This window comes from Clostridium paridis (genome assembly GCF_016765615.1).
Classification (GTDB): Bacteria; Bacillota; Clostridia; order Clostridiales; family Clostridiaceae; genus Clostridium_T; species Clostridium_T paridis.
The window spans coordinates 455,422-480,083 of record NZ_JAESWA010000023.1 but is presented as its reverse complement, the minus strand read 5'-3'; the positions used below and the strand labels follow the sequence as shown (position 1 = coordinate 480,083).

The following is a 24,662-nucleotide window of genomic DNA, read 5'->3' as shown; positions in this document are numbered from 1 at the left end:
TTTAAATCTTTTATTCATTATTAATTAAGATATCACAGACATTTAGTTTACTATTAATATTGATTATATATCAATATTTTCAACTAATATACTATAATCTAAGCCTTTCTTTTCACAATATTCAATAGCAATTCTTACTTTTTCTTTATCTATATTTGTTTGTGACATTTCCAATCTAATTAAATATATGTATATATCTTCAAACTCTTCAAACATTTTTAGCTTATTAATTTCTTTTATAATTTCATAATAATCATATTTACAACTTAATATTTCAACTTTACACTTTATGTATCTAAAATATATATTCTTTTTTTCATTTACTTCTTCTAACAATAAATTCATATACTCATAGTCTGAACTTTCCATATCTATAAGTGCTTGAATCAAAACTAGATTCTCTATACGATTAATTGTATTTATATTTCGAATTTCTTCACATAAACTTATTGTTTCAGATTTAAATTCTTCACCACTTTTATAATAAGCTATAGCTAAATACTGTTTAGCCCCAACATCATCAGCATTTGTTTTTACGTATTTTAACAAGCAATTTCTTGCTAAGTTAATATTTTCAATTTCTCCTTTATATAGGTTCAATATTCCAATCTCTTTTAATTTACCCATATTCTCAGCTGATTCTAATGATGAGATATTTAAGTTTTTATAGATTTTATCTATATAATTATAATCTAGGCAGTTTTCTATAAAGAATAAATCTCCTCCATTTAATATTTTATGATTATAATCCATTATTAATGATATTACTCTATCTATAATAAAGAAGCTTGCTATAACTGTTGCTATTATTCCATAACTTGATATCTCTGATACATTAATTGTATTAAATATAAGAATAGGTGTTATTAAAACTAAAATAAAAGTTTTATTTATATTTATTATCTCTTTATCTATCTTTTTATAAATTATCAGTATCAAGTAAATACTACTTATTAATATAAACACTCCATAACTTTTTGAATTATCATATATGAAAAACCTACTTATAGAATATATACATATATTTACAAGTAATAATGGTAAAAGCTTAACATTACTTTTTTCATATATAGAATTTAATATTGAAATTGTTATCAAAAACTTTCCTTGATAATCAAATTTCATATTTTTTTTAGTTGCAATCCATACACTAGCAATTGATATTATTATTACTGGTATTATTATATATACTACGTTTCTACTTATATATAATATAACCTTAATACAATACATAAAATAACTATTATTAATAGTATTATTTATTATATTACCTATATTACTACTCACTAAATTTTTATTGTAAATAAAATCCCTCACTATATCACTTATTTTTAGCAATAATAATAAAGAGCTATCTAATAATCCTATAACTAAAACTGATGAAAATAATATAACTATAAATCCATAAATATAAATTAAATTTGAAATTGGTTTATAATATTTTTGTAACACTCCTTTTTTTTCATAGCTTTTACCTTCATCTCTAAATGTTTTAACAAACGTGTCAATAAATATCATTATATTAATAATAGATTTAATAAAATTTTTAGTCTCTATAATAATCTCCCCATTCAATATTAATATTTCTAATCTATATATCGGTTTATGTAAAATTTTCTGTATTTAACTATTTAAATTATATTTAGTTTATACTGCCATATTGTTTTATAATATTAATTCTCTTTTGTCTGTTCTGCCTGTTTTTACTTAAATCATTTACAATTAAAATTCTCCTCTTAACATTATACGTACATATCTATTCCCCTTTATATTAAACTTCTGAATCCCACGAACCCTTTAGTAAATTGAAAGTTTAAATATAATTATACTATATCAACTCTTCTATATTATAGAACTTACCTGTAATGTCATACGCTTTAGTCCTTTTATAATCTTTTATACTATACAAGCCCTTTAAAATAAATATTTGCTTTTTTATTAATTCATTTTACAATATTATATAGAGGTGAATTATATGAAGAAATTAGTTAAGGTAGTTGGTGCAATTATTCAAAATGAGAATAATGAAATTCTTTGCGCACTTCGCTCTCCTAATATGTCTCTCCCAAACTTTTGGGAATTTCCTGGTGGAAAATTAGAAAAAGGAGAAGGATATAAAGAAGCAATTGAAAGAGAAATCATGGAAGAATTAGATTGTTCTGTTGAATTTATAGATGTGTTTAATGACAATACTCATGAATATGATGCATTTATTATAAATTTAGTTACTGTCAAATGTAAATTGGTTTCTGGGTCTCCTACTGCAAGTGAACATGCTGAGCTTAGGTGGTTAAATAGAGAAGATCTTCTTTCTCTTAATTGGGCACCAGCAGATATTCCTGCAGTAAAACAATTAGTTACTGACATATAGACGAAAAAGACGTTTGTTTGCCACAAATAGCAAACAAACGTCTTTTTTTAAACTTTCTTTATAAATTCTGTGTATAAACTAACTGGCATTTTGTTTTGCAACTTTATTTTAACTGTAATAGGTCTTTCTCCATTGTATTCTACTGTATCCCCTTTACCTATATAGATATATTGCTGAACTACTCCATCTATTTCTTTGTATTTTCTAACAAAGATATGAAGATTAATCCCTCTAATTCTATTATCTATAATATTCTTTCCTCTTTCAGAATTTTGCGCTGTATTATTAGGTGTCTGCCATTGAAAATAATTTTGACCTATAAACTTGTCCTTATAATTAATGCTTTCTTTTATATCTTCATCCTTATGTAAATCAACAAATAAGAAATATTCTTTTCCGTTTGTTATTAGACCACTTCCCCTAAAAGAACTATGGATTTTAGTGTAGTTTGATAATAAAGCTGCGTCTACCATTTGATATTGCTCATATAATTTCAAGAATGGATTTCCATAGTATTTATTTTCAAAACTCTTTTCATATAATACAATCCCATAGTTTAGAACATCTTCAATATAAATTTTATACTTTTTATTTTGTATAATTTTTTTAAAATCCCAAGTTGTACTTAAAATTCCATCCTTATAATCAAAGCAACGGACATAATTTTTAAGTTGAGCTGAATCATAGTAATTTTGATTTAATGTATTCAATGCATGTTCAATACTTTCATCATCAACATTATCTATATATTTTAATATTTCACGTTTTGCCTTATTAAAATCTATTTCTTCATGCTGAATTAAATATTTTATTATACTAAATTCATAGATTCTTTTAACAGGTAATTTATCAGTAAGTTCCTTAAGTATTTTTGAAAAGACTTCATTTTCTAATAGTTTATCTAGAGCTTCATCCTTTTCAATTTTTGCAACAAAACCCAAATATGTTTTCTCTTTATTTAAAAACTTAAGTGGATTGGGGGCTCCATCATATTTTTCATAATCCATCATTAAATATGGAACCTTACCACTATTCATCTTCTTGAATTCTAAATACTCTTCCTTTAAATATTTCATAGAATTAAAATTCTCAGTATTAAGCTGCTCTAATATTCTCTCCTGAGAAATTCTATCCATTTGAATATTTGTGCATCCAGGTATATTAGAAAACTGAGTTGCTACAGCAACCTTTAAACTATCTTTATCATAATATCTTGACCCATTTAGTGCTAATGCTATTAAAAATGCTTTATTATGATTTCCTATAAAATCTAATACGGTTAAAAAACTCTTATCTTGATATTTTCTAAGCCCTCTACCTAATTGTTGAATAAATACTATAGGAGAATTAGTTGGCCTTAACATTAATACAGTATTTACTGATGGTATATCAACACCTTCATTAAAAATATCAACTGTAAAAATTACTTCTAGCTCATCCTCATCATTCTCTAATCTATTTATAACTTTCTGTCTTTCTTCAGGTTTATTATCACTCGACAAATATATACTCTTTATGCCTCTTATATTAAATTCATTTGCCATATACTTTGCATGTTCTATATTTACACAAAACCCAAGACATTTTAGTTTTAATCCATCGTATCCATAGAAATCCATCTTTTCTATTATAAAATCAACTCTTTTATTAACTTGCAATCTTTTTGATATTTCTGAGATGTCATCTGCTTTAATATCACTTAGATCTACATCCTCAATATCAGTTATCCCGAAATAGTGAAATGGAATTACTAATTCTAATTCTAGAGCCTCTCTTAATCTAACTTCTAAAGCAACGTTATTGTCATAAATATCAAATATATTTTCAGTATCGCATCTTTCTGGAGTTGCTGTCATTCCTAAAACAAACTTTGGTCTAAAATAGTCCATAACTTTTTTATAGGTATCACTTGATGAATGATGAGCCTCATCTACAACTATATAATCAAAATGATCTCTTTTAAATTCATCAAGGCAATTATTCATAGACTGTATAGTTGAAAAAATATAGTCCGCTTTAAAATTCTTTTTGCTTCCAGTAATTAAGCCTGTTGTCACTTTTTTATTTTTAACTAGTTTCTTAAAAGTCTTCTCTGCAGTATTTAATATTTCCTCTCTATGAACTAAAAAGAGTAGTTTATTAGGCTTATAGTTAATGACATCAAATGCTGACATATACGTTTTTCCTGTACCAGTTGCAGCTATTACTAATGCCTTAGTTTCACCTGATTCTCTTAACCTATTTAAATTTTCTATTGCTCTTTTTTGCATGGAATTAGGAGTAATTAATTTATAATCATCAAACTCAATTTTTTTAGATTTCTCTTCTGATTTAAGTTTCTTGATAAAATCCCCATAACTATCTAAAAAATTCCTGTCAACTTCATTTGAATGTTCTGAATTCCAGAGTTTTATATATTCTTCTATTACATCTTTAGTAAAACTATCTTCCTTCTTAGAAACAGCTTGTACATTCCATTCCATATTACTTTTTAATGCTCTTTGAGTTATATTTGATGAACCAATAATTATTTTATAATCGTCTTTATTTTCAAAAATATAGGCTTTTGTGTGAAAACCATTCTCCTTATCAGCTACAAAAATCTTTAAATCAATATTAGAAAACTTCTTTATTCTTTCTAGCGCATTAGGATCTGTAAAATATAAATATGTTGAAGTAAGAATTTTCCCCTTAATCCCTCTTTCTTCAAGATCTTTAAAACTATCTAAAAGAAGTTGAAGTCCACTGAAGTTAATGAATGCTACGCTGAAATAGAATTTCTCACATTCACTTAAACATCTTTTAAGCTCATCTAAAAGATTACCTTTATCTGAATTAACAATTAACTTATTATCTACCAAATAGCGTTCATTTTTTATTTCTTTATGTTTTATTTCCTGTATATCAATTTCATTCTCTTCGATAAGATTTGTACTATCTATCATTCTTTATCCCTTTCCAGTCTTCTCTTGCTATATTATTTTCATTTTTCTCAATATAACGTGACTCTGCAAAAAAGTTTATCTACTCGTAATAAAGTTACAATTGAGCAATACTAGATTTTCTCCATCACTTCAAACCCTTGATTCCTAGCAATCTGATACAATGGATTTATGCACTCTCTAAGCTTTTTATCAAATTCTTGTTTCCTCTTATAATTATTTAATTTATACGGCTCATCTATTTTAAGTCCTTCTACATAGCTTTCTAAATCTTTGCCAATTCTCTTATCACATAGATATGTAAAGGCTGCATATTGAACGTCACAAAAATCTCCTAAATATTTATCAAGTGAAAGAAGCTTATCACTTTTTTTGCTATTAATATTTTTAAATGTAGGTATTAAGTTCCACATCTCATCATGTAGTACAAAACTCCATGGTATAAAATGGTCTATGCTTAGTACACCATAAAAATTATAGTTTTCAACCACAAAGTCCTTACCAGTATAAATGTCTTTTATTTTCTTATCATTAATTATCTTTTTCCAAAGATTTGTAGCTGTAGTTAAATTTCTACTCTTTGGAACTTCCAGTTTAAATGCTATTGCAGGTACATTAGGATTTCTTTTTTGAAGAAAACTAATTAACTTATAATATATCCAATATTTTATTACTCCGTAGTTTTCCTTCAAGTAATCTACCCAACCTTCATTGATTATAATTTTATCTTTATCTCCTTTAATAATCTTATAAAGACAATTACATTCTTCCACAGAAAGCTCAGTAATCATATTATTTTTCAAGTTGTCCTTCTGCCCTTTAAGCTCCTCTGTGAAGAATGGTGACAATAATCTATAAGGAACTTTATACGCTAATTCTTTAATCATTTTATTTAGTTCACTATCATCACTACTATATATAAACTCTAATAACTTTCTTTCATCACAATTTGCTGCATATCCATATTTAAATGCTATGTAATTAATAGGCTTCTTTAAATTATCAAAGCTTCCAAAGCTTAATCTATATTGCATAGTTGGATACCATGCATATACAATCATTCTAGATATTATTTTATTAAACTCAATTTCTCTATTTCCTATGCTAACCTCATCTAAAATACCTAGTAACCAATACATTTTATAACTAGCAACAACCCTGTCCTCATCCAAGAGTCTTGAAAAAATTCTATAATCAACCTTACTACTTGTTGGAACTATGTTTTTAATCTCTATAGCTCCTATAGATAAATCCGTTATATTACTCATACACCTTCTGGAGAACTATCCCATCTTCAAATCCTCCTCTTTCCCCCTTCTTCTCTTCCCTCTTCTTTATAAGTTCCTCTTCTTTAAACCCTAGATTATTTGCAAGCGCAAATAAAACTTCCATAATATCTGCAAGTTCTTCTAGGTTTCTATCTTCTTTAAACTCTAAAACCTCTTCATCAAGTTTATTTATTAATAACTCTAATTGTTCTTTTTTATCAGCTATTATGTAATCACATTGTCTTCCAGATTCTTTTATTATTTCTGGTATCTTATCACGAACTAATTTATTGTAATCTTTCATAATTCCCCCTATAATCTGCTATAAAATATATCTTTCCAAACTTCATTTTATTTGTCCAAATTAAATTGTATTTTTAATATCTTATCTATTACCATTTTACCACCTTTGCATATAAAAGGAAGTTGATTTAATAATATTCAACACTTATTTTCTCCTTATAAAAACAAACCCTAAACTTACATACAGTCTAGGGTTTATTTGTCTAACTTCAATATTCACTCTTAAACCTATTGATACAAATAAGCATTTAGATCTTTATTATTGGGTTATTTTTCAACACTATAATAAAGCATAACCTATTTTAAGGAGCTTACATTTTTAGTCTCATTCTATAGCCTGTTCCCTGCTCCATTCGCACTTGCAATCTTTACAGTAATATTCCGGGTTACCTTCAAAAATACAGCAACCACCCAGCTTAACTTCACCAGCTTCAACCTCAAGAAGAAGTTCATGACTAGGAAATCCGTATATAATTTTTAGCGTATTCTTTGAACCACACTTTGGACACTGTTTATAAATAACTCTCATCTATAAATCTCCCCGATAGGTTCTTTGTAGAGCTTTTTAAGTTGTTTCAGAACTGATAAAAGGTCTCCGTTTTCTATTCTTCTATTTATTGCTCCATTAACAAAATCTTCTTCTCTCATAAAAGCTGTAAGCAATGCTCGTGTGCTTTTGTAGTCAGCTTTTTTTAAAGTTCTCAATTCTGCATCAACATCAATTGGCCTTGTATTCGAGTATTTATCGTGATTCTTGTCCATAAAATTCGCTTTATAAAGTGATTCACGAAGATCTGCCTTATTACTCAATGAGTTGTTTTTTAGGCCTTTAATATAGGAAAATACCAATTCTGCACTAGCCTTTTTTATATATTCCTCAATATCAAATTCTTTCAGTTTTTCTGTTTTCTTTAAGTATAGCGGATGATGCGGATGTCCAAGTTTCGAAACTTGTCCTGCATTATACCATTTACAATCATATTTTTTTGATATATCAACAATCTGATATAGGCAGTTCAGTAGATATGGTCGCTTTGTAATTACTGTTCCCCATGCTGCCCAAATTGCGGGTTGTTTATTTTTCATTATATTTTCGATATGCAGTAAATTTTCGCACACCAGCTCATTATCTCGTTTATCATGCATATCCTCTGGATCTGTCGCTCTTTGTGGATATACATTCAGCATAATCCAGCTGTCAAATCCATTTGCTTCACTTATTCTTACAACTGATTCCAGAGTATTATCTAGCATATCTGGTTCTGCAGTACTTGGATTAACTCCAATGCATATCAGTGGTTTTTCACCTACAGTACCAAGCACATATCTGCCTGTATTATCATCATTTTTTTCATAAATCCAACTCACCTATTTCAACTCCTATAACCTAAATATAGTTTCTTAATGCCAGTTAATCAAATCACTAACTACTCACACTATGATAACTTTTCACACCCATATATTATGGCAGGAAATCTAAGAAGAGCATTTCCTTTTTACTTTCATCACTCGCAAATTTTATGTTCCATCGCATTTCCATAAAATCTAATAACTTTTTTCCTCGTTCAAGGATATTAATCGCATTCCAATCATTATATGTTGCTACTTCGATTTCACTATGAGATCCATCTGAATAGCCCTTATGAGATTTTCCCACTGGTGATTTCTTTTCTGGAAAACTATCATTTTGCAAGCTAGAATTCTTGCTTCTCGATAACGGAAGCAAATTGCCAAGTGATCCAGTTAAAAACTTCTTCTGCTCATCTGAGTAGTTTGCAAAAGCATTCTTCCAATAGTCATTATCCGCTGTTTGAGGATATATATGTTCTATAGAAACCTTGTCTTTTTCACTCTTAACAAATAGAGTCCAATCAATTTTCTGGTTACCGTTTTGAATAACTTTTCTTTGTTCGTATTCATATAGGAAGTAATGAAGCCCATTCCACCAGTAGAAACCTCCACCATTCTTGAAGTGTTTACCTATATAAGATTTGAAAGGTTGAATGTCAAAAGCAGTAGCTGGACTCAACCATTCTTCAACACGTTCTTTTAATGTGTTGCATATTTCATCTACCGAAACATCACCATTACGCAATTGCTTCGTTAGCCTATAGTATTCGCTGTTTCTGTAAGTAGAAAATGCTCTGCCCATCCTAAAGGCAATAAATATAAACCTCTCAATTTCTTTAAAAAGTTTAATACGACTTTCAATGGTAATATCATTTCTAACATATGAAACAACGACCAGTGGTCTAAAATATGCAATTCCAATTCTATTTAGTCTATCCAGCCATAGTTGCTCTTCAGCAGTTAAATCTGAATTATTCAAAGGATTAAATGAGTTATACCAATGTACTGCTGTAGCCTGTAAGCTTTTAACATAATCAGCAATTTCATTTGGTGCTAATTTAGCTCTCTTTACAACCTTTTCTTCTATTCCATTTTCATCCGGTTCTTCTTCTACGTCCTGATCCCTTACTTCAGTAACATCAATGATTGAATCTAATTTGATTTCAATTTTTTTAAACACATTCTGTGGTGTGAATTTTTCTTCTAGTAAAAACTTAATGTAGTCGTCTCCCTTTTGCCTAGTATACTGAAAATACATAATCCAATGGGCTGTCAAGAAATCGTCATCAGATAATGGATTTTTCTTATTTCTTCCAAGCTGATAATAAACATCTTTCCAGGCTTCATTTATTTCTTCTCGTAGAATTGTTCTTTCATCTTCGGTAATCTCATAAGGTTCATAAAGAGTAGTCAGGTAAATCAGACGGTTTTTAAGAAGTTCCAAGTTGGAAAGTTTTTTTCCTCTGTTATTCATCGTTTCGAAAGCTACGAATACATCAAAATCATCTTCTATTTCGTGCAAGTTAAACATAAGATTTTGAGTTATTTTTTTAAATAAACTTTCAATTTCCGAAATTCCATATGCTTTATAATAGTTTTCTAAATTATCCTTGAAAAATTGCTTTGCATTTTCTAGATTCAGAGTATAGAACGTTTCAATTATACTGCCACCATCAGGCTCTCCAAGTATTCTATGTCTTAAATATTTAAAACTTGGATTATCCTTTTCATATCCAAACTTATATGTGTTAACAATAAACTTTGGTGGCATCTGAACCACAAGGTATTCCTCTTTTATCTGTTTTAAACTGAATGTCCCGATATAAATATCTGATTCTGCCTTTTCTTTGTTTCCTGGAAGAGCTTTTATTAAGTTCAGAATTTCATTAATAAAGATAACAAATGTAGTTAACCTTTGTTGTCCATCAACAATATGAAATGGTCTGAAAGCCCGTTCTTTAATCAGCCAGCGTTCAGCTATCCAATTTGCACTTTCATAGTCTTTTTTTGAAACCTGCTTCAATGATAGCAACCCTGTGTAATGTAATCGATCACTTGGAAGATTAACGATATCCTCCCAGAAATCTTTCAATTGCCTTTTCTGCCATGCATAACCTCTCTGATAGTCTGGTATTTTAAAAATCCTATCTTTAAAAATACTTTTTAACGACTCTAATGTCTGCATTTAAATACCGTCTCCTTTAAAATGATTTATTTTATTTTTTATTGAAGTCCTGTTTAAATCCAAGACTCTCTAATCTATCCTTGCACATTTTTCTTTCCTCATCAGTGAATAGTTCCATATATTCTGGCTTTATAACATGTGCTTCAACGGAAAGTTCATGCCTACCATACTCGCAAAGAACTTCAAATCCATACGTACCACCATTCTTGGCTATCAATATTTTAGCAGTCTGAACTCCACCTTTTTCAGAAAGAAGCTGTAGAAAACGTGTAGCATTATATTTCAGTTCTTTCTTTGCAATCAGATAAATATTCTTCATATCTTCATTAAAAACTTTCTCTAGCTGATTCATTTACTCACCTCAACAATTTATTTTAACTTACAAATAATGCTTGTATAAATAGTCAAATATCTTCACTTATTATTTCAAATTTCTGCTCAATCCAGTACATCTGCAATAACAAAACTAGCTCTGAAAGATTTTGCAACTTCATACCAACGCTTAATATACCTATCTTTTAATAACTCTTTATCTTTTTCATCATTCAATAATAATCTACAGGATTCCAGTATTATACAAGTTTTATCTCTCATTTCATTTCTCCGAATTAGCTTGTATTCTTCAATATTTCATCCATTATCATTTTACCACTTTTGTACATAAAAGGAAGTGACTCAATAATACTCCATAATAATTTTCTTCTTATAAAAACAAACCCTAGACTTACAGACAGTCTAGGGTTATTTGGCTCTCTTCACTATTCACTTTTAATCATTTATTTACTTCAACTTCTCTATAATCTCCTCATAAAGCTTCTTTGTATCCTCACTACTCTTTCCATTTACTACAAAGATACCTGAATTTGTCTTAATTACTATATAACTCTTGCACTTAGTATAAGAGTATAAAATATAATCTCCAAATAAGTTATTATTAAAATGTCCTTCATTTAGTCTTAAGCTTCCAACTCCATTTGTTCTTCTTCCTATGCTTAAATCTTCTGAATAAGTTACTGATTGAATATCTTTATAGGCAATGGTTTGATCTTTCCAATAAGATGCTGCAATCTTAATCTTATTATCATTTAATTTAACCTTTACTTCCCCAGTTACAAGAATTATTCCAACAATACAAAATACCACAAGAGTAAATATCAAAGAAAATCTTGTAATCTTCTGCTACCTTACCTCATCTTCTATCCTTTCGTGAATCGCTTCTGGAATACTAGATTTGCATATGGTATTAGTTAATACTAATAATCCAATAATTGTTATCATAATCACTGCTATCATTAGTTCAATATAAAAATTAGGAGTATTATCCTTTAAAATTGCTGGTATTGCTAAAACGATAGTGATTATTCCCATTCCTATTCCCATAACACGGCATAGCTTTTTCTCATCATATTTTGCTTTTTCTTCTTTGCTTGAAGTATTATATCCTGCTATTAAAAATCCACCTTTTCCTGAAAGAAAAGTAATGGTTAGTACTAAAAACAAAGCTACTATAAACCACATTTTATATATTCCCCCTAAAAATATGAAGATTGTAGTTCCTTTAATTTATAAATAAATAATTATTTTTCAAAAATGTAATATAAACAAAGACTAACAGACATTTTAATCCTTCCATTGAGTTACCACAATTAAATTCTTTTAATTCATTATCTTTTGCAATGAAGGTTACTTTATTACTTGTACACCAATCTATTTTCAATAAAATTGAATGTTCTCCATTTTCAATATTTAATTCTTTGACTTCATTATCTTTTATATCACCACAATATATATCATCAATATAAATTTTATAATTCCTTAAAGAGTCAAAATATCTTGATTGTCTTGATATTCTTATCATAATTTATCTACTCCCCTTAAAACAGTTTAAATATAACCAACTCCATATTTATACTATTAACATTATCTATATGCTTTCATATCATCAGTTCTATTAATAACCCATGTATTCTCCATTGCATCACCCATAGTCCAGTATTTAAGTCCTTTATAATAGAAATATATATTTTGCTTTTTATAAAACCATTCCTTAACTCCATTAGCTCTTATATAATTTACAAACCATATGAATTCTTCTTCAAGATCTGGCTTCCATTGTCTGATTGTATACTCGTGAGGAGCTGTCTTTTCATAGCTTTTTGCATTTTGCCATCTTACTGAAACTATATACTTATTTATTCTTTCCGTTTCATCATTATTCACTTGCTTTCGCCTTCTTTAAATTAATTATTTTATTAATTTGTTATTATGAAAATGTTGAAATGCCATCAAAACTTACGCTTGTCCTTTTAAATGTCATTCATAAAAATCCTAATTACAATTTCATTTATTTCATCAAAGTAGTACTGAACTTCCCTGACTTCAGCATACAGCCTTTTTCCACCATCCATAAGCCTAGCAAAAACTTTATTATTTCTACGAGGAATATACCCTAGTTTAATTTCATTTTGGGTGAAAACTTCTATTGCATATGTATCAAAATTATTGTTTGGTTCCCTTTTTAGTATTAGCTTATCTCCATTAGATATAATTAAGTCTTTATATCTAATATAATAATTAATTCCAGCAATCGGAACAGTTAGTAGGTATATATTATTATTAAAAGGTAACTCTAGCCTTCCATTATTCATTCCTACTAATAAGCTTCCATCTACATTACCTAAAATTATTTCAGAATCCTTCACATTAACTCTCCTCCTCTATGCCCTTTAAAAAAGCTGAGTAAGACTTTATTGCCTCTTCAAGTTGAGTAATAACTTTTTTATAACTATCAATTTCTTCTGATACCCACTCATTATCTAATATTTTATCTTTAATATTTAGAGGAAACTGTTCTTTGTTATTAGTTATCTCCTCAAGTATGCAATCTATTTTACTACTTAAATCCTGTATTTTATTTTTTAATAATTCCAATGATGAAATTCTTTCTACTTCAATCTCTTCTATTAAGATATTAGCTAATAATCTTAAAGTTTCTAAATCATTACAATTATAGGCTTCAAGAGTTCTATTCCAAAGATTCATTTCTCTTTCAGTTAATGTTTTATTCAAATCTGGATGTAATTTTTTAGCTAGTTTTCTAAATATACTTTTTACTTCATTATACTCTTCATCAGTTAAGGTAGGACTCTCTATAAGTTTTTTACTATCAGATAGTCTTTCCTTGAAATCCTCCATCTGAAATTTGAATAACTTCATCTCTTCTTCTAACTTTTCTTCTACGCGTTCTTTATCAACTTTTTCTCCTTTATTTAAATAAAATTGTATAAGGGATATTTTTTTCTTTATCCTTCTAAGATCAATCTCCCGCTGTAATTTCTGTTTTATTAAATATCCAAAAATAGATAAGTATTTTGCTTCTAAAAAAACTTTTTCTTTAAAAAGAAGGTCTTCTTTTTCTTCAATAAGACTTAAGTAATACTTTGTCATAGAATCAAATTTATCTTTTAAATCTCTATATTCTTCAATTTCAATTAATTCATTCCCCATTTGTCCCACCTCATTTTAATTCTAACACTCTACAATTGTATTAATAAGGGGATTCTTGTCGTTTAGTTTAAAAATAAAAAACAAACCCTAAACTTACATCCAGTCTAGGGTTATTTCACTTTCTTCATTATTTACTTTTAATCATCTTATCCCTTTATTCTCTCATTTATCTCCTCATAAAGCTTCTTAGTATCCTCACTACTCTTCCCATTTACAACAAAGATACCTGAATTTGTCTTAATTACTACATAGCTCTTGCACTTAGTATAAGAGTATAAAGTATAATCTCCAAATAGGTTGTTTTTAAAATGTCCTTCATTAAGTCTTAAGCTTCCAACTCCATTTGTTCTACTTCCTATGCTTAGATCTTCTGAATAAGTTACTGATTGAATGTCTTTATAGGATATGGTTTGATCTTTCCAGTAAGTTGCTTCAATACTAATCTCCTTATCATTTAAACTAACCTTTATGTCCCCAGTTACAAGAATTACTCCTACAACTGCAAAGACCACAAGAGTAAATATCAATGAAAATTTGGTAAGCTTTCGTGACCTTGCCTCATCTTCTTTACTTTCGTGAATCACTTCTGGATTATTAGATTTGCATATAGTATTAGTTAATACTAATATTCCTATGATTGTTATCATAATCACTGCTATCATTAGTCCAATGTAAAAGTTAGGAGTATTGTCATTTAAAATTGCAGGTATTGCTAAAACGATGGTGATTACCCCCATACCGCTTCCCATAACACGGCATAGTTTTTTCTCATCATATTTTGCTTTCTCTTCTTTACTTGCAGTATTATATCCAGCTATTAAGAATCTACCTTTTCCTGAAAGAAAAGTAATGGTAAGTACTAAAAATAAAGCTACTATAAACCACATTTATATATTCCCCCTAAAACATTAATTCTCAAATTAATTAATATCTTTCTTTATATTTAAACTATAAAAACCATCCCTATAATTAAAGCTCAGTATATTTTTTGCTGTTTCCTTTTGCTTTTTCTACTGGATATTTCTTTTCATTCTTGTCCATTTTTCTATTTATTATTTCTTCAATATTTACATCTAACGCATCTGCCATATGCATGCAATAAACAAATACATCTGCTAATTCATCACAAACATCTTCCTTATTAAAATTATTATCCCAAAGAAAGTGCTCTAAAAGTTCACCAGCTTCTATATTTATAGCTTTAGCCAAATTCTCTGGAGTGTGGAACTGTGACCAATCTCTATCGTTTCTGAATTTCCTTACTCTTTCAATTGTATCTTTCATATCAAATTCTCCTAAAAGCAATTTTTTTAATCTATATCTATTTTACCAATTTTTATTCATAGAAGTAACAAGATCTAGAAACTTCTCATATATTTTTACGCTATGTAAATACAAACCTATCACATTCCTTTTTTTGCGCCATTGTGGTAAAATTAAGCTTATATTTTTATTAAATGTCACAAAGATGAAAGATGTATTACTCATCCTTTTATGTGTTACTTCTGTTTCAGATCATATTAATTAGGAGGATTAAAAATGGGCGATTTTAAAAATAAACTAATACGTTTTATGTATGGTAGATATGGTACTGACCAGCTTTATATTGCTTTAGTTATTGCATCTTTTGTTCTGATGCTTATTAATTCATTTATTCATTCAAATATACTTAGTATTTTTATATGGGTTGTTCTGATTTTCACCTTTTATAGGAGTTTTTCTAAAAATATTTATAAAAGACGTAGAGAAAACCAAATGTTTTTAAAGATATGGAGTCCTATAAAAGCAAAAAGTTCTTTACCAATTCGCAGACTGAAAGAATTTAAAACCCATCGTTATCGCAAATGTCCTCATTGTAAAAAGGTACTTAGATTACCAAGAAAAGCTGGAAATCATACAGTAAACTGTCCTGTGTGTCATAAGGATTTTAAAGTTAGAATTCTATTTTAATGTGAAAAGGAAGTTACTCAGATAAAAATTTACTCAAATATATCATCTTTAAATTCATTAAATTTAAATAAAATAAAGGATTATTCCTATTTAGTTTAAATAAGAATAATCCTTTATTTATTAATATTCAATCTTAAAGGTTTTTATCTCATAAGGATTTATCATAAATTCTACTTCATTTTCATTAATCACAAGTTCCTTTATTTCTTTTTCTTCAAGATTTACTTCCCATATTCTCTTAGGTTTAATGAAGCTAGATAATTTTACATTGGTTCTCTTATTGAAGCTTTCAAAAACCCTTACTATTGTTTCATTTCCTTCTTCTTTTTCTTTAATAACTTCGACTATTACATTTTCAGCATCAACAGTTATAAAGGACATCTTTTCTTCAAGTAATCCTGTATGAGGTTCTTCTAAGGTTACATATGGTTTTAAGTTTAGCTTATAAGCCTCTTCTTGAACCTTACCTTCTTGCCATCTACATTCATGTGGATATAATGAGTAAGTAAATTCATGATATCCCATATCTGCTTCTGGATTTGGCCATTTAGGTGACTTTAATAATGTTAAGCTTAAGACACCATCTTTTACGCTGTATCCATATTTACAATCATTTAATAAGGCTACTCCATAACCATATTCACTTATATCTCCCCATTTATGTGCGCACACTTCAAACTTAGCTATATCCCAGCTAGTATTAAAGTGAGTATCTCTTTCAATATTTCCATATTGTATATCAAAGGTAGCTCTATTTCCTTTAACATTTACAGGGAAGTTAGCTTTAAGTAGTACATGCTCTTCATGCCAATTAACCTTAGTTTCAAAATCAATTCTTGGGCTATCATGATATAAACTAATAAATTGCTCAATTGTTGAATCTTCATATTTCTTTTCTACTCTAATTGTTGCTTTTAGTGGTCCTTTACTTATAACTTCAATAGCTATAATATCAGTTATTTCCCAGGACTTTTCACTGTAATAAATATCTGTATCCCAGGCTTCCCAAGGATTATGTGGTTTATCTTCGTAAATTACTAAAGAGTTGCCTTTAGCTCCTTCTTTAATAACTTCTCTATCTGCTCTTTTATCAAATACAGATGTTAATTCTCCTCTTGAATCTATATTTACTTTTAAAAATTTATTTTCAAGTATAAATCCATTATTAATCTTCCCTACTTTTACCATGTTTTCTATCTGAGCTTTTTCTTTTGCTTCCTTAATATAAAGAACCCTATAGCCTTTAGCTGGTATATTAGTTAAGTAGGCAATATCCTTACTATCATCAATATTCTGAACTAAAACTTCTACCCCGTCCCCATATACTAAAGTTTTACCTTTTAACTCTCTTGGTAATTCAATATACTCATTTCTTTCAAAGGATAATTGGTTAAATACTACTAAAGCTTTTTCTTTAAGACTTATTTTACTGCTTATTGATTTTAAAGCATTATTTAATAAATCCTTGCCATTTTCTAATACACTTTCGTATTGTCTCCATGACTCATCATATACTTCCTTAATTGATGTTCCTGGAATAATATCATGGAATTGATTTAATAAAATTAACTCCCAATTATCATTTATTCTCTTCTTATCATATTTAAAGTTCTTGTCCACAGTTTTAGCAATAGAGCTAAATAACTCTAGATCTTGATATAAGTATTCACTCATTCTGTTATATTTTTTATTCTTAGCTATGGTTGTATATGTTCCTCTATGGAATTCAAGATATAGTTCACCCTTCCACTTTGGAAGTCTTTTATAATCTTCTACTCTCTTCTCTAAATCCTTAAAATAATCTAAGGCAAACTTAGTTGTAGTTTTAGGTGAGCCAGGTATCCCATAATTAAGTCTTGAATAATTTTCAAGCATATCCTTAGTTGGGCCACCGCCTCCATCACCATATCCGTAGGATATAATAACTTCATCATTCATTTGCTTTGGTTTATATCTTTCATACGAACCTTTAATTTGAGATGGATTTATAGATGCCTCATATATGGTTCTATGAACTCCACTTATGACCTTTTCATAATCATTTGCAGTTATAAAATAAGACAAGATTTCTGTTCCATCTAACCCTTCCCACATGAAGGTATCATAAGGAAGTCTATTATATTCATTCCAACTTATTTTTGAAGTTACAAAATAATCTATCCCAAAACCTTTTAATATTTGTGGAAGCGCTGCTGAATATCCAAATACATCTGGAAGCCAAAGAATCTTATTTTCTACACCAAATTCTTCTCTAAAAAACTTCTTTCCATGTAGTAGTTGCCTAACTAAAGATTCTCCTGAAGTTAGGTTACAGTCTGCTTCAAGATACATAGCTCCTTCTGCTTCCCATCTTCCTTCTTTAATTCTTTCTTTTATCTCGGCATAAATTTCTGGTGCTTCTTCCTTTACAAATTTATATAAAATAGGCTGAGATGCCATGAAAGTATAATCAGGATATTCTTTCATTAAACTTAGAGCAGTAGAAAAACTTCTAACTGCTTTTTCTCTAGTTTGTTTTAAATCCCAAAGCCAAGCCACATCTAAATGAGTATGTCCTAAACAAACTACAGTTCCTTCATTTATTTTTCCACATTCACCTTCATAAAAATTAACTTTTAAGTACTCTATGGCTTCTTTAATCGATTTATAATATTTCTCTGAATAAGGCTTTCTTAAATCTAAGATTTCTAAAGCCTTAATTAAGTGATTTAAAATATCTACTCTCTTTTTATCTTCTTCCTTTAGTAGTTTTGCTACCTCTAAAGGAACTTTTATATCATAAAATAACTTTTCTATAACTTCATTAAAGGATTTTATATATACATTAAAGTTAGCCTTGCCATCATTCATTCCGCCATAGCCATGAAAATCTGCTCTAAAGTGGTCTCCTTCTGTAGCGTCCTTACTTACTATGATTTCTCTATGATTTGTATCTAACCCTTGTACTATCTTTCCATTTAAATAGCTTAAAAACTGTGGATTTATCGCATCCCACTGACCTTCTTTACCTGTAGTTAATTCTAAAACTACATATTCATTTGCGAGTTCTTTTGGAATATTAAATTCAGTTTCAAACCAAAATCTTTTATATTTATCTCCCCAAACATCGTATTCTCCAAATTTAACCCAAGGTTCACTTGAAGCCTCTGCTTCTTCATAACTTTTATAGTCACCCTCTTTAATATAGACTTCTTCTATCCTTGTCCTTTTATTATAAATACGTGCCTGAAGCTCTTTAAGGATCTTCTCAATTCTCTCAATATCAAAATACAAAAATCCCACCACTTTCCTTATAAAATTATCCCATAAGTTTAATTATACCATTGAACATTTAAGATTAGTGGAATATACTATATATTAAATAGCAACATACCCCATATGGGTATATAAGGAGGAATAGTTTATGCAAATAGAAATATGGTCTGATTTTGTATGTCCATTTTGTTATATAGGAAAGAGAAGGCTTGAAAATGCCTTAGAAAATTTTGAGCATAAGGATGAGGTTGAATTAATATTTAGAAGTTTCGAACTTGATCCATCAGCTAAAAAGCACTATGAGGAAAATATTCATGAGCTTATAGCTAATAAATATGGAATTCCAGTTGAGCAAGCTAAAGCATCAAATGATAATCTAGTAGCTCAAGCTAAAGCTCTTGGACTTGATTTTAATTTTGATGATTTAATCCCTACAAATACCTTTGATGCTCACAGATTATCTCATTATGCTAAAACAGAAGGTAATATGAAAGAATTATCAGAAAGATTACTTAAAGCATACTTTGTAGATTCATTAAATATATCTGATCACAAGGTATTAGCATCACTTGCGGGTGAAGTAGGTTTAGATTATGATAAAGCCTTAAGTGTTCTTGAATCAAATGAGTATGATGTAGATGTAAGAAAAGATGAAGAAAAGGCTGCAAGACTAAGAGTAAATGGTGTACCATTCTTTGTATTTAACAGCAAATATGCAGTATCTGGTGCACAGCCATCTGAAACATTCTTAGATGTACTTAATAAAGTACGTAATGAAGAACTTGAATCCCCTACAATAGAATTTTTATCAAAAGAAGATGAAACTTCTGACTCTGATAACTGTTCTGATGGTAAATGTAATATTTAAATAAAAATATGCTACTGCAAAAATGCAGTAGCATTGTTTCTTTAATATAAGTACTACTTTGTAGGAGCTGGCAACTCACTAATCTTAATTCTAAATAATACATAGGGCTTTTGCCTTTGATCTTTTCCATAGTTATATCTTGCTTGTCTATGAAGTTGATTAGCTGTAAAATACAAATATTTATCCCTGCCAATAGTAAGTGTATCTGGCCATAATATCCTTGGATCATGAACTAAGGTTTTCATGGTTCCATCTGGCATAATCGTTCTAATACTGTTATTTTCATAATCTCCAGCATATACTACTCCTTTTGCGTCTGTAATCATACCATCGGATGCACCCTTCTCCCCTAAATATTTAACTTTAGCAGATAGTTCTGCTTCAGTTATGTTTCTATCTCTTAAAAGCTTTGTTTGGATAAAATATAAATTTCTACTTGCCATAGGGCAGAAATATAAAACTTCTCCATCTGGTGATATGGCAATTCCATCTGAGGCTGTTGTTATCCTAGATGTTGAGCCATCCTTATTTCTATTAAGTAGTATTTTCCCTTCAACCTTTGGAAGAAAGTTTGGATCACTTGAAGTAGATTCATCACCATTTAATCTTCTAAAGGCTTTTCCAGTACTTAAGTCTAGTACAATAATTGCCCCCGGTCCCTTATCTGAAGAATCTGTAATATATGCATATCCTGCATCTCCAACACGATAATCTATTCGAACATCATTTAAATAAGTTGTAGGTAAAACAACATCCTCTGAAAAAACATAGCTTCTCTTAATCTTATTAGTTGCTAAGTCTACACTGACAAGCTTTGCCCCATCTTTTATGGGTTCTGAAAAATTTGGCGACGCTGTATCTAATACCCAAAGAGTCCCCGAACCATCAGCTACAACACTTTGTACACTTATAAAGCATTTATCTAGATTATTGTAGTCTACCTTATTTGTATTTAAATCTGGATAAGGAACTAATTTATTTTTAACTATTTCCCCTACAGTAAACTTAACATCATCTCCCCATTTAGGGAAGTTTACAAATATACGTCCATTTTCTGAAATTGTAACTCCAGTAGGCATAGCTCCATAAAAAGTAAAGACCTGTTCTAAATCACCAAAATACCTTTCACTAGGTAATTCATTATGTTTCATTCATTTCTCCTTTTTTATTTTTATAATATGCCTCTAGAGTATCTTTTTGTAACGTGTATTAAAATTTATCACCAAACAAAAGGAATTAAGCGATAAGGTCTTTTTAAGCAATATTCCTTATAACCTTTAAGTTCATTTAAAAGTTTTTCTTCTTCATTTTTTATTCTGATTACTGTTATAGGTATTATAAATAGCATAGGTATTAGTGAAAAATATGATCCAAGTGCAAGGGGCATAAATAGTGCCATTCCTATCATTCCTAAATACATAGGGTGACGAACTATTGAGTATGGACCTGAGGAAATAACCTGTTGCTCTTCCTCTACTTGTATAACTGTTGATGCGTAGGCATTTTCTTTAAATACGTAAAATATAAAAATATAGGCTGATAAAGCAATAATATTTGATAAAATCACTAGCCACAATGGCTCATTTGACCAATGAAACCTAAAATCTATTCCTGGTAAAATAAATCCTAAGTAATATACTTTAAAAATCGCTGGAGTTTTCTTATTTTGTTTCTCTTGCTTAACCTTAGTTCTTCTTGATAAAAATTCAGAATTCCTTGGTAGGAAATAAAAAGTAATAAAGAAAGTTATCAATGTAAACCCTGACCAAAAGATCCATCCTGGTAAGAATTTTATTGTTCCTGCTGGAAGAAATAAAATAACCCACATAATAATAGTTAGTACAATTGGAACTATAAATAATTTTGATTTTGATGCGTTTTTATCCATTAATCTTACCTCCTTCATCTATTGTTTATAATTAAGATATTTTTGTATAAGTTTCTTATGTTTTATTTGGGCTGGGGATAGAAATTTATTAGTCATCTCATTTAATAAATTCTCATTCTTATCATCTAGCCCTTCCTTCCCATATAACATTTCCTTTAAGAAAGGTTTATTCTTTATAAATTCAGCACCTTCCTTAGCTAGCTTTTCTATCTCTGGATCATCTTCAGCCATTTCTTTTAATTTAGCTAGACGCTTACCTAGTTCTAGAGCTTTTTTATGATCTTCTGGATTCTCCTTAAAATATTCTGCTATTTTTCTAAGATTTTCTTTATAATCTTCTCCCCACTTAAAATCATCCATAACACCTAAGATATTACGTTGCTGCTTAAACAAAATTGGAGACTCTTTATAAGCTTCAACTTGCTCAGGTTGTAAGGTTTCAACAATGCTATTAAAGGATTCAGATGCAAAAGCGGGTTCTTCAAGTTCATCATTTTCTTGGCTTAATAGTATTTCTATCTTAGATAATTGTTCATCTATATTATGCTTTTCTCTTTGGAGCTCTTTTTGCAGAGATTTAAGTACTTCTCTTAAATTTCTATTATTTTCTGTATGCCCTAATATTTCTTTTATTTGCTTTAAATCTAGTCCTAAATTTTTTAAATGCTTTATCATTCGCATACGTTCAAGCTCTTCTGCACCGTATAATCTATAGCCACTCATTGAACGCTTAGGCTCATTTAGTAAGCCAATTTTATGATAATATAAAACTGTTTTTAATGTACTTCCAGTTAGTTTAACAAAATCACCTATTAAAATCTTATTATCCATTTTCCCCTCCTTGAGGCTATTATAAACTCCACCCTAAGGGAGGAGTCAAATGAAAAATAAATCATAAAATTTATCATTTTATGATTTATTTTTTAATTATAGATTTCTCTTTTTTCTATATATAGATGGTGACTCCCCCGTGTACTTTCGAAACATTCTTCCAAAGTGAGTTATATCATTAAAGCCTACTCTATAGCCTATTTCTGATATAGGTAACAAGGTATCCTTAAGCATTGTAGACGCCATTTTAACTCTTAATCTAATTAAATATTCTATAACTGACATTCCAACAGACTTAGTAAACTTATCTGCCAAGGTTGTTCTATTAATATGGAATTCTTCAGTTAAATCTTCTATAGAAATTTTTCTTTCATAGTTTGTATGCAAATATAAAATAATTTCATTAATTTCATCTGAATGCCTTATGGTTTCAGGTTTAGTTATTTGCTCTGCATCTGTATAGATATACTGAAGTAAAAATAGGATTTCCAAAAAGAAAGATCTACTGCGGCATCTCCAAAAATCATTGTTTAATAGCTTTAATTCCTCTTGTAAGGAATCTATTAATTTTGCTATTCTCTTAGCAGTTGCTGGGCCTACTTCAAACTGTCCAGATATTAGTCCATTTCTATCAATAAAAGGCTTAAGGGAATAGTAATCCCTATATTCTGATTCGGATATATCTTCTTTAAAGTTTTCCATTCTTTCTAAAGTTAATACATCATTAACCAAGGTAGGACTAAAAAAGATAGCTCTACCGCTCAAATTACTGCTCTTATTAAGCTTAATTTTATCGTTAACGTTGAAGCAAAAAATTGTAGGGGCTGTAAATATAGTTTTAGTGTCATTTACACTTACAATACCTCCGCCGTTTTCAACAAGTATTAATCTAAACATCCTATGACTTTCTGAAGAAAATGGCTCTTTAGTTTCAACATGCACTGGTAGCTTTATCTCCCTTTCCGTATCCACAGTAAATAACTCCATAGAAAAATCTCCAATCATCTAAAATTTAATTACTATATTCTAGACAACTGGAGATTTTCCTTTTTTTGTATATAACTTTATTTATTATAATTTAATATAACTAACTGCTTATCCTTTGAAGCTTTAATTTCTGATTGATTGAAGCTAAAAGTATCTTCTTTAACTACTTTCCAACCTTTCATTTGTTCTACAAAGCTATCTACTTTTGATAATGTTCCAAAGTCAGGAGAAAGTACTTCTGTTTGATAGTGCATAGGTATAACAACCTTAGGATCTAACTGATTAACAACTTTAGCTGCTACCTCTGGATCAATTGTATATAAGCCTCCTACTGGAATTATTAATATATCTACTTTACCTATACTTTTAAGTTGATCTTTTGTTAATTCATGTCCTAAATCACCTAAATGACATACATTAACGCCATCAATATCATAGGTGTATACTGTATTTTCTCCCCTTAAAGCTCCTAATTCAGTATCATGATAAGTTTTTGTTCCTTTAATTTTTATACCATCAACATTAAACTGTCCACGCTCTCTTACTGCTGTAAAATTACTTTTAATTGCAGCTAGGTTATTATGGTCAAAGTGATCATGGCTAACTGTTGCTATGTCAGCATATAATTCAGGAACCTTGTATCCAATACCATCTGGAAATGGATCTGTTACAACCTTAGTTCCTTTCTCATTAGTAATTGTAAAACAGGAATGTCCACTCCATTCAATAGAAGCATGCTTTTTCCCTGTATTCTTATTTGCGTCAGCTGCAAATGCCGCCATACCCATCATTCCTATGGATACAACTAAACTTAAAAAGAATACTTTCCATCTCTTAATACCTTTTTTCATTTTAACCCCTCCATTTGTATAAGCTTCTGCTTATTTATGATTTTATTTTACAAATGGTTTGACCTTTAAAACATAGCTTATTTACAAGGATTTTCTGCATATTATC

General features: G+C 29.2%; 26 protein-coding genes. 3 read left to right on the top strand and 23 right to left on the bottom strand.

Annotated elements, in window-relative coordinates:
* Positions 1–63: 63 nt before the first annotated feature.
* Positions 64–1,518 (bottom strand): hypothetical protein, encoded by a 1,455-nt coding sequence (locus JK634_RS15470; protein ID WP_202768600.1) that lies wholly within the window; start codon positions 1,516–1,518, stop codon positions 64–66.
* 457 nt (positions 1,519–1,975) lie between these two features.
* On the opposite strand from JK634_RS15470, the gene JK634_RS15465 reads away from it, so the two are divergent.
* A complete protein-coding gene (locus JK634_RS15465) occupies positions 1,976–2,371 on the top strand; it encodes a (deoxy)nucleoside triphosphate pyrophosphohydrolase (protein ID WP_202768598.1) in 396 nt (131 codons plus the stop codon).
* Between the two features lie 47 nt (positions 2,372–2,418).
* Here JK634_RS15465 and JK634_RS15460 read toward each other — a convergent pair whose 3' ends face one another.
* The 16 genes from JK634_RS15460 to JK634_RS15385 all read right to left on the bottom strand — a co-directional run bounded on the left by JK634_RS15460 (position 2,419) and on the right by JK634_RS15385 (position 15,210).
* Positions 2,419–5,316, bottom strand: a complete 2,898-nt coding sequence (locus JK634_RS15460) for a DEAD/DEAH box helicase (RefSeq protein WP_202768596.1) — start codon at positions 5,314–5,316, stop codon at positions 2,419–2,421.
* A 110-nt stretch (positions 5,317–5,426) separates the two neighbouring features.
* Positions 5,427–6,581, bottom strand: coding sequence for an HNH endonuclease domain-containing protein (locus JK634_RS15455; protein WP_202768594.1), 1,155 nt, complete (start codon positions 6,579–6,581; stop codon positions 5,427–5,429).
* Positions 6,574–6,885, bottom strand: a complete 312-nt coding sequence (locus tag JK634_RS15450; protein WP_202768592.1) for a nucleoside triphosphate pyrophosphohydrolase — start codon at positions 6,883–6,885, stop codon at positions 6,574–6,576. Before JK634_RS15450 ends, JK634_RS15455 begins: the two co-directional genes overlap by 8 nt.
* A 324-nt stretch (positions 6,886–7,209) precedes the next feature.
* Positions 7,210–7,413: a hypothetical protein gene (locus tag JK634_RS15445; protein WP_202768590.1), complete on the bottom strand. Its 204-nt coding sequence runs from the start codon at positions 7,411–7,413 to the stop codon at positions 7,210–7,212.
* The gene (locus tag JK634_RS20670; RefSeq protein WP_202768588.1) at positions 7,410–8,252 is read right to left on the bottom strand and encodes a DUF1643 domain-containing protein; all 843 of its coding nucleotides are present in this window, start codon (positions 8,250–8,252) and stop codon (positions 7,410–7,412) included. The genes JK634_RS15445 and JK634_RS20670 overlap by 4 nt, the downstream gene beginning before the upstream one ends.
* Positions 8,253–8,346: 94 nt before the next feature.
* On the bottom strand, positions 8,347–10,419 hold the full coding sequence (locus JK634_RS15435; RefSeq protein WP_202768586.1) for a DUF262 domain-containing protein: 2,073 nt from the start codon (positions 10,417–10,419) through the stop codon (positions 8,347–8,349).
* A gap of 31 nt (positions 10,420–10,450) precedes the next feature.
* Complete coding sequence (locus JK634_RS15430; RefSeq protein ID WP_202768584.1) at positions 10,451–10,771, bottom strand: hypothetical protein; 321 nt, start codon at positions 10,769–10,771, stop codon at positions 10,451–10,453.
* 86 nt (positions 10,772–10,857) lie between these two features.
* Complete coding sequence (locus JK634_RS15425) at positions 10,858–11,013, bottom strand: hypothetical protein (protein ID WP_202768582.1); 156 nt, start codon at positions 11,011–11,013, stop codon at positions 10,858–10,860.
* Between the two features lie 186 nt (positions 11,014–11,199).
* Positions 11,200–11,562 (bottom strand): PH domain-containing protein, encoded by a 363-nt coding sequence (locus tag JK634_RS15420; protein WP_202768580.1) that lies wholly within the window; start codon positions 11,560–11,562, stop codon positions 11,200–11,202.
* 36 nt (positions 11,563–11,598) lie between these two features.
* Positions 11,599–11,937: a DUF3784 domain-containing protein gene (locus JK634_RS15415; RefSeq protein WP_202768578.1), complete on the bottom strand. Its 339-nt coding sequence runs from the start codon at positions 11,935–11,937 to the stop codon at positions 11,599–11,601.
* 40 nt (positions 11,938–11,977) lie between these two features.
* On the bottom strand, positions 11,978–12,277 hold the full coding sequence (locus JK634_RS15410; RefSeq protein ID WP_202768577.1) for a hypothetical protein: 300 nt from the start codon (positions 12,275–12,277) through the stop codon (positions 11,978–11,980).
* 62 nt (positions 12,278–12,339) lie between these two features.
* Positions 12,340–12,639 carry a hypothetical protein gene (locus JK634_RS15405; RefSeq protein ID WP_202768576.1) on the bottom strand — a complete coding sequence of 100 codons (300 nt, stop codon included), beginning with the start codon at positions 12,637–12,639 and terminating at the stop codon, positions 12,340–12,342.
* A gap of 86 nt (positions 12,640–12,725) precedes the next feature.
* Entirely contained in the window at positions 12,726–13,121 is a 396-nt protein-coding gene (locus tag JK634_RS15400) for an HIRAN domain-containing protein (protein WP_202768575.1), read from the bottom strand.
* A 1-nt stretch (position 13,122) separates the two neighbouring features.
* Complete coding sequence (locus tag JK634_RS15395) at positions 13,123–13,926, bottom strand: molecular chaperone DnaJ (protein WP_202768574.1); 804 nt, start codon at positions 13,924–13,926, stop codon at positions 13,123–13,125.
* Between the two features lie 146 nt (positions 13,927–14,072).
* The gene (locus tag JK634_RS15390) at positions 14,073–14,813 is read right to left on the bottom strand and encodes a DUF3784 domain-containing protein (RefSeq protein WP_202768572.1); all 741 of its coding nucleotides are present in this window, start codon (positions 14,811–14,813) and stop codon (positions 14,073–14,075) included.
* A gap of 82 nt (positions 14,814–14,895) precedes the next feature.
* The gene (locus JK634_RS15385; protein ID WP_202768570.1) at positions 14,896–15,210 is read right to left on the bottom strand and encodes a nucleotide pyrophosphohydrolase; all 315 of its coding nucleotides are present in this window, start codon (positions 15,208–15,210) and stop codon (positions 14,896–14,898) included.
* Between the two features lie 255 nt (positions 15,211–15,465).
* Here JK634_RS15385 and JK634_RS15380 point away from each other — a divergent pair, with 255 nt between their 5' ends.
* Positions 15,466–15,876, top strand: coding sequence for a hypothetical protein (locus JK634_RS15380; protein WP_202768568.1), 411 nt, complete (start codon positions 15,466–15,468; stop codon positions 15,874–15,876).
* Positions 15,877–15,996: 120 nt separating this feature from the next.
* On the opposite strand, the gene JK634_RS15375 is transcribed toward JK634_RS15380, so the two are convergent.
* Entirely contained in the window at positions 15,997–19,149 is a 3,153-nt protein-coding gene (locus JK634_RS15375; RefSeq protein WP_202768567.1) for an alpha-mannosidase, read from the bottom strand.
* A 130-nt stretch (positions 19,150–19,279) separates the two neighbouring features.
* Here JK634_RS15375 and JK634_RS15370 point away from each other — a divergent pair, with 130 nt between their 5' ends.
* On the top strand, positions 19,280–19,999 hold the full coding sequence (locus tag JK634_RS15370) for a DsbA family oxidoreductase (RefSeq protein ID WP_202768565.1): 720 nt from the start codon (positions 19,280–19,282) through the stop codon (positions 19,997–19,999).
* Between the two features lie 53 nt (positions 20,000–20,052).
* Here the strand turns inward: JK634_RS15370 and JK634_RS15365 are convergent, their stop codons facing one another.
* From JK634_RS15365 to JK634_RS15345, 5 genes are all read right to left on the bottom strand, one after another.
* Positions 20,053–21,150 carry an L-dopachrome tautomerase-related protein gene (locus JK634_RS15365; protein ID WP_202768563.1) on the bottom strand — a complete coding sequence of 366 codons (1,098 nt, stop codon included), beginning with the start codon at positions 21,148–21,150 and terminating at the stop codon, positions 20,053–20,055.
* 68 nt (positions 21,151–21,218) lie between these two features.
* Positions 21,219–21,887, bottom strand: coding sequence for a methyltransferase family protein (locus tag JK634_RS15360; protein WP_202768557.1), 669 nt, complete (start codon positions 21,885–21,887; stop codon positions 21,219–21,221).
* An 18-nt stretch (positions 21,888–21,905) separates the two neighbouring features.
* Positions 21,906–22,718, bottom strand: a complete 813-nt coding sequence (locus JK634_RS15355; RefSeq protein ID WP_202768556.1) for a helix-turn-helix domain-containing protein — start codon at positions 22,716–22,718, stop codon at positions 21,906–21,908.
* A 96-nt stretch (positions 22,719–22,814) separates the two neighbouring features.
* Positions 22,815–23,705, bottom strand: a complete 891-nt coding sequence (locus JK634_RS15350; RefSeq protein ID WP_202768555.1) for an AraC family transcriptional regulator — start codon at positions 23,703–23,705, stop codon at positions 22,815–22,817.
* A 77-nt stretch (positions 23,706–23,782) separates the two neighbouring features.
* Positions 23,783–24,556, bottom strand: coding sequence for an MBL fold metallo-hydrolase (locus JK634_RS15345; protein ID WP_202768554.1), 774 nt, complete (start codon positions 24,554–24,556; stop codon positions 23,783–23,785).
* Positions 24,557–24,662: the final 106 nt, after the last annotated feature.

Bases quoted from the DNA above. Each gene is read 5' to 3' on its own strand.
- JK634_RS15470 (WP_202768600.1), bottom strand. From the start codon at position 1,518: ATGATATTTATTGACACGTTTGTTAAAACATTTAGAGATGAAGGTAAA.
- JK634_RS15465 (WP_202768598.1), top strand. From the start codon at position 1,976: ATGAAGAAATTAGTTAAGGTAGTTGGTGCAATTATTCAAAATGAGAAT.
- JK634_RS15460 (WP_202768596.1), bottom strand. From the start codon at position 5,316: ATGATAGATAGTACAAATCTTATCGAAGAGAATGAAATTGATATACAG.
- JK634_RS15455 (WP_202768594.1), bottom strand. From the start codon at position 6,581: ATGAGTAATATAACGGATTTATCTATAGGAGCTATAGAGATTAAAAAC.
- JK634_RS15450 (WP_202768592.1), bottom strand. From the start codon at position 6,885: ATGAAAGATTACAATAAATTAGTTCGTGATAAGATACCAGAAATAATA.
- JK634_RS15445 (WP_202768590.1), bottom strand. From the start codon at position 7,413: ATGAGAGTTATTTATAAACAGTGTCCAAAGTGTGGTTCAAAGAATACG.
- JK634_RS15435 (WP_202768586.1), bottom strand. From the start codon at position 10,419: ATGCAGACATTAGAGTCGTTAAAAAGTATTTTTAAAGATAGGATTTTT.
- JK634_RS15430 (WP_202768584.1), bottom strand. From the start codon at position 10,771: ATGAATCAGCTAGAGAAAGTTTTTAATGAAGATATGAAGAATATTTAT.
- JK634_RS15425 (WP_202768582.1), bottom strand. From the start codon at position 11,013: ATGAGAGATAAAACTTGTATAATACTGGAATCCTGTAGATTATTATTG.
- JK634_RS15415 (WP_202768578.1), bottom strand. From the start codon at position 11,937: ATGTGGTTTATAGTAGCTTTGTTTTTAGTACTAACCATTACTTTTCTT.
- JK634_RS15410 (WP_202768577.1), bottom strand. From the start codon at position 12,277: ATGATAAGAATATCAAGACAATCAAGATATTTTGACTCTTTAAGGAAT.
- JK634_RS15395 (WP_202768574.1), bottom strand. From the start codon at position 13,926: ATGGGGAATGAATTAATTGAAATTGAAGAATATAGAGATTTAAAAGAT.
- JK634_RS15390 (WP_202768572.1), bottom strand. From the start codon at position 14,813: ATGTGGTTTATAGTAGCTTTATTTTTAGTACTTACCATTACTTTTCTT.
- JK634_RS15385 (WP_202768570.1), bottom strand. From the start codon at position 15,210: ATGAAAGATACAATTGAAAGAGTAAGGAAATTCAGAAACGATAGAGAT.
- JK634_RS15380 (WP_202768568.1), top strand. From the start codon at position 15,466: ATGGGCGATTTTAAAAATAAACTAATACGTTTTATGTATGGTAGATAT.
- JK634_RS15370 (WP_202768565.1), top strand. From the start codon at position 19,280: ATGCAAATAGAAATATGGTCTGATTTTGTATGTCCATTTTGTTATATA.
- JK634_RS15365 (WP_202768563.1), bottom strand. From the start codon at position 21,150: ATGAAACATAATGAATTACCTAGTGAAAGGTATTTTGGTGATTTAGAA.
- JK634_RS15360 (WP_202768557.1), bottom strand. From the start codon at position 21,887: ATGGATAAAAACGCATCAAAATCAAAATTATTTATAGTTCCAATTGTA.
- JK634_RS15355 (WP_202768556.1), bottom strand. From the start codon at position 22,718: ATGGATAATAAGATTTTAATAGGTGATTTTGTTAAACTAACTGGAAGT.
- JK634_RS15350 (WP_202768555.1), bottom strand. From the start codon at position 23,705: ATGGAGTTATTTACTGTGGATACGGAAAGGGAGATAAAGCTACCAGTG.
- JK634_RS15345 (WP_202768554.1), bottom strand. From the start codon at position 24,556: ATGAAAAAAGGTATTAAGAGATGGAAAGTATTCTTTTTAAGTTTAGTT.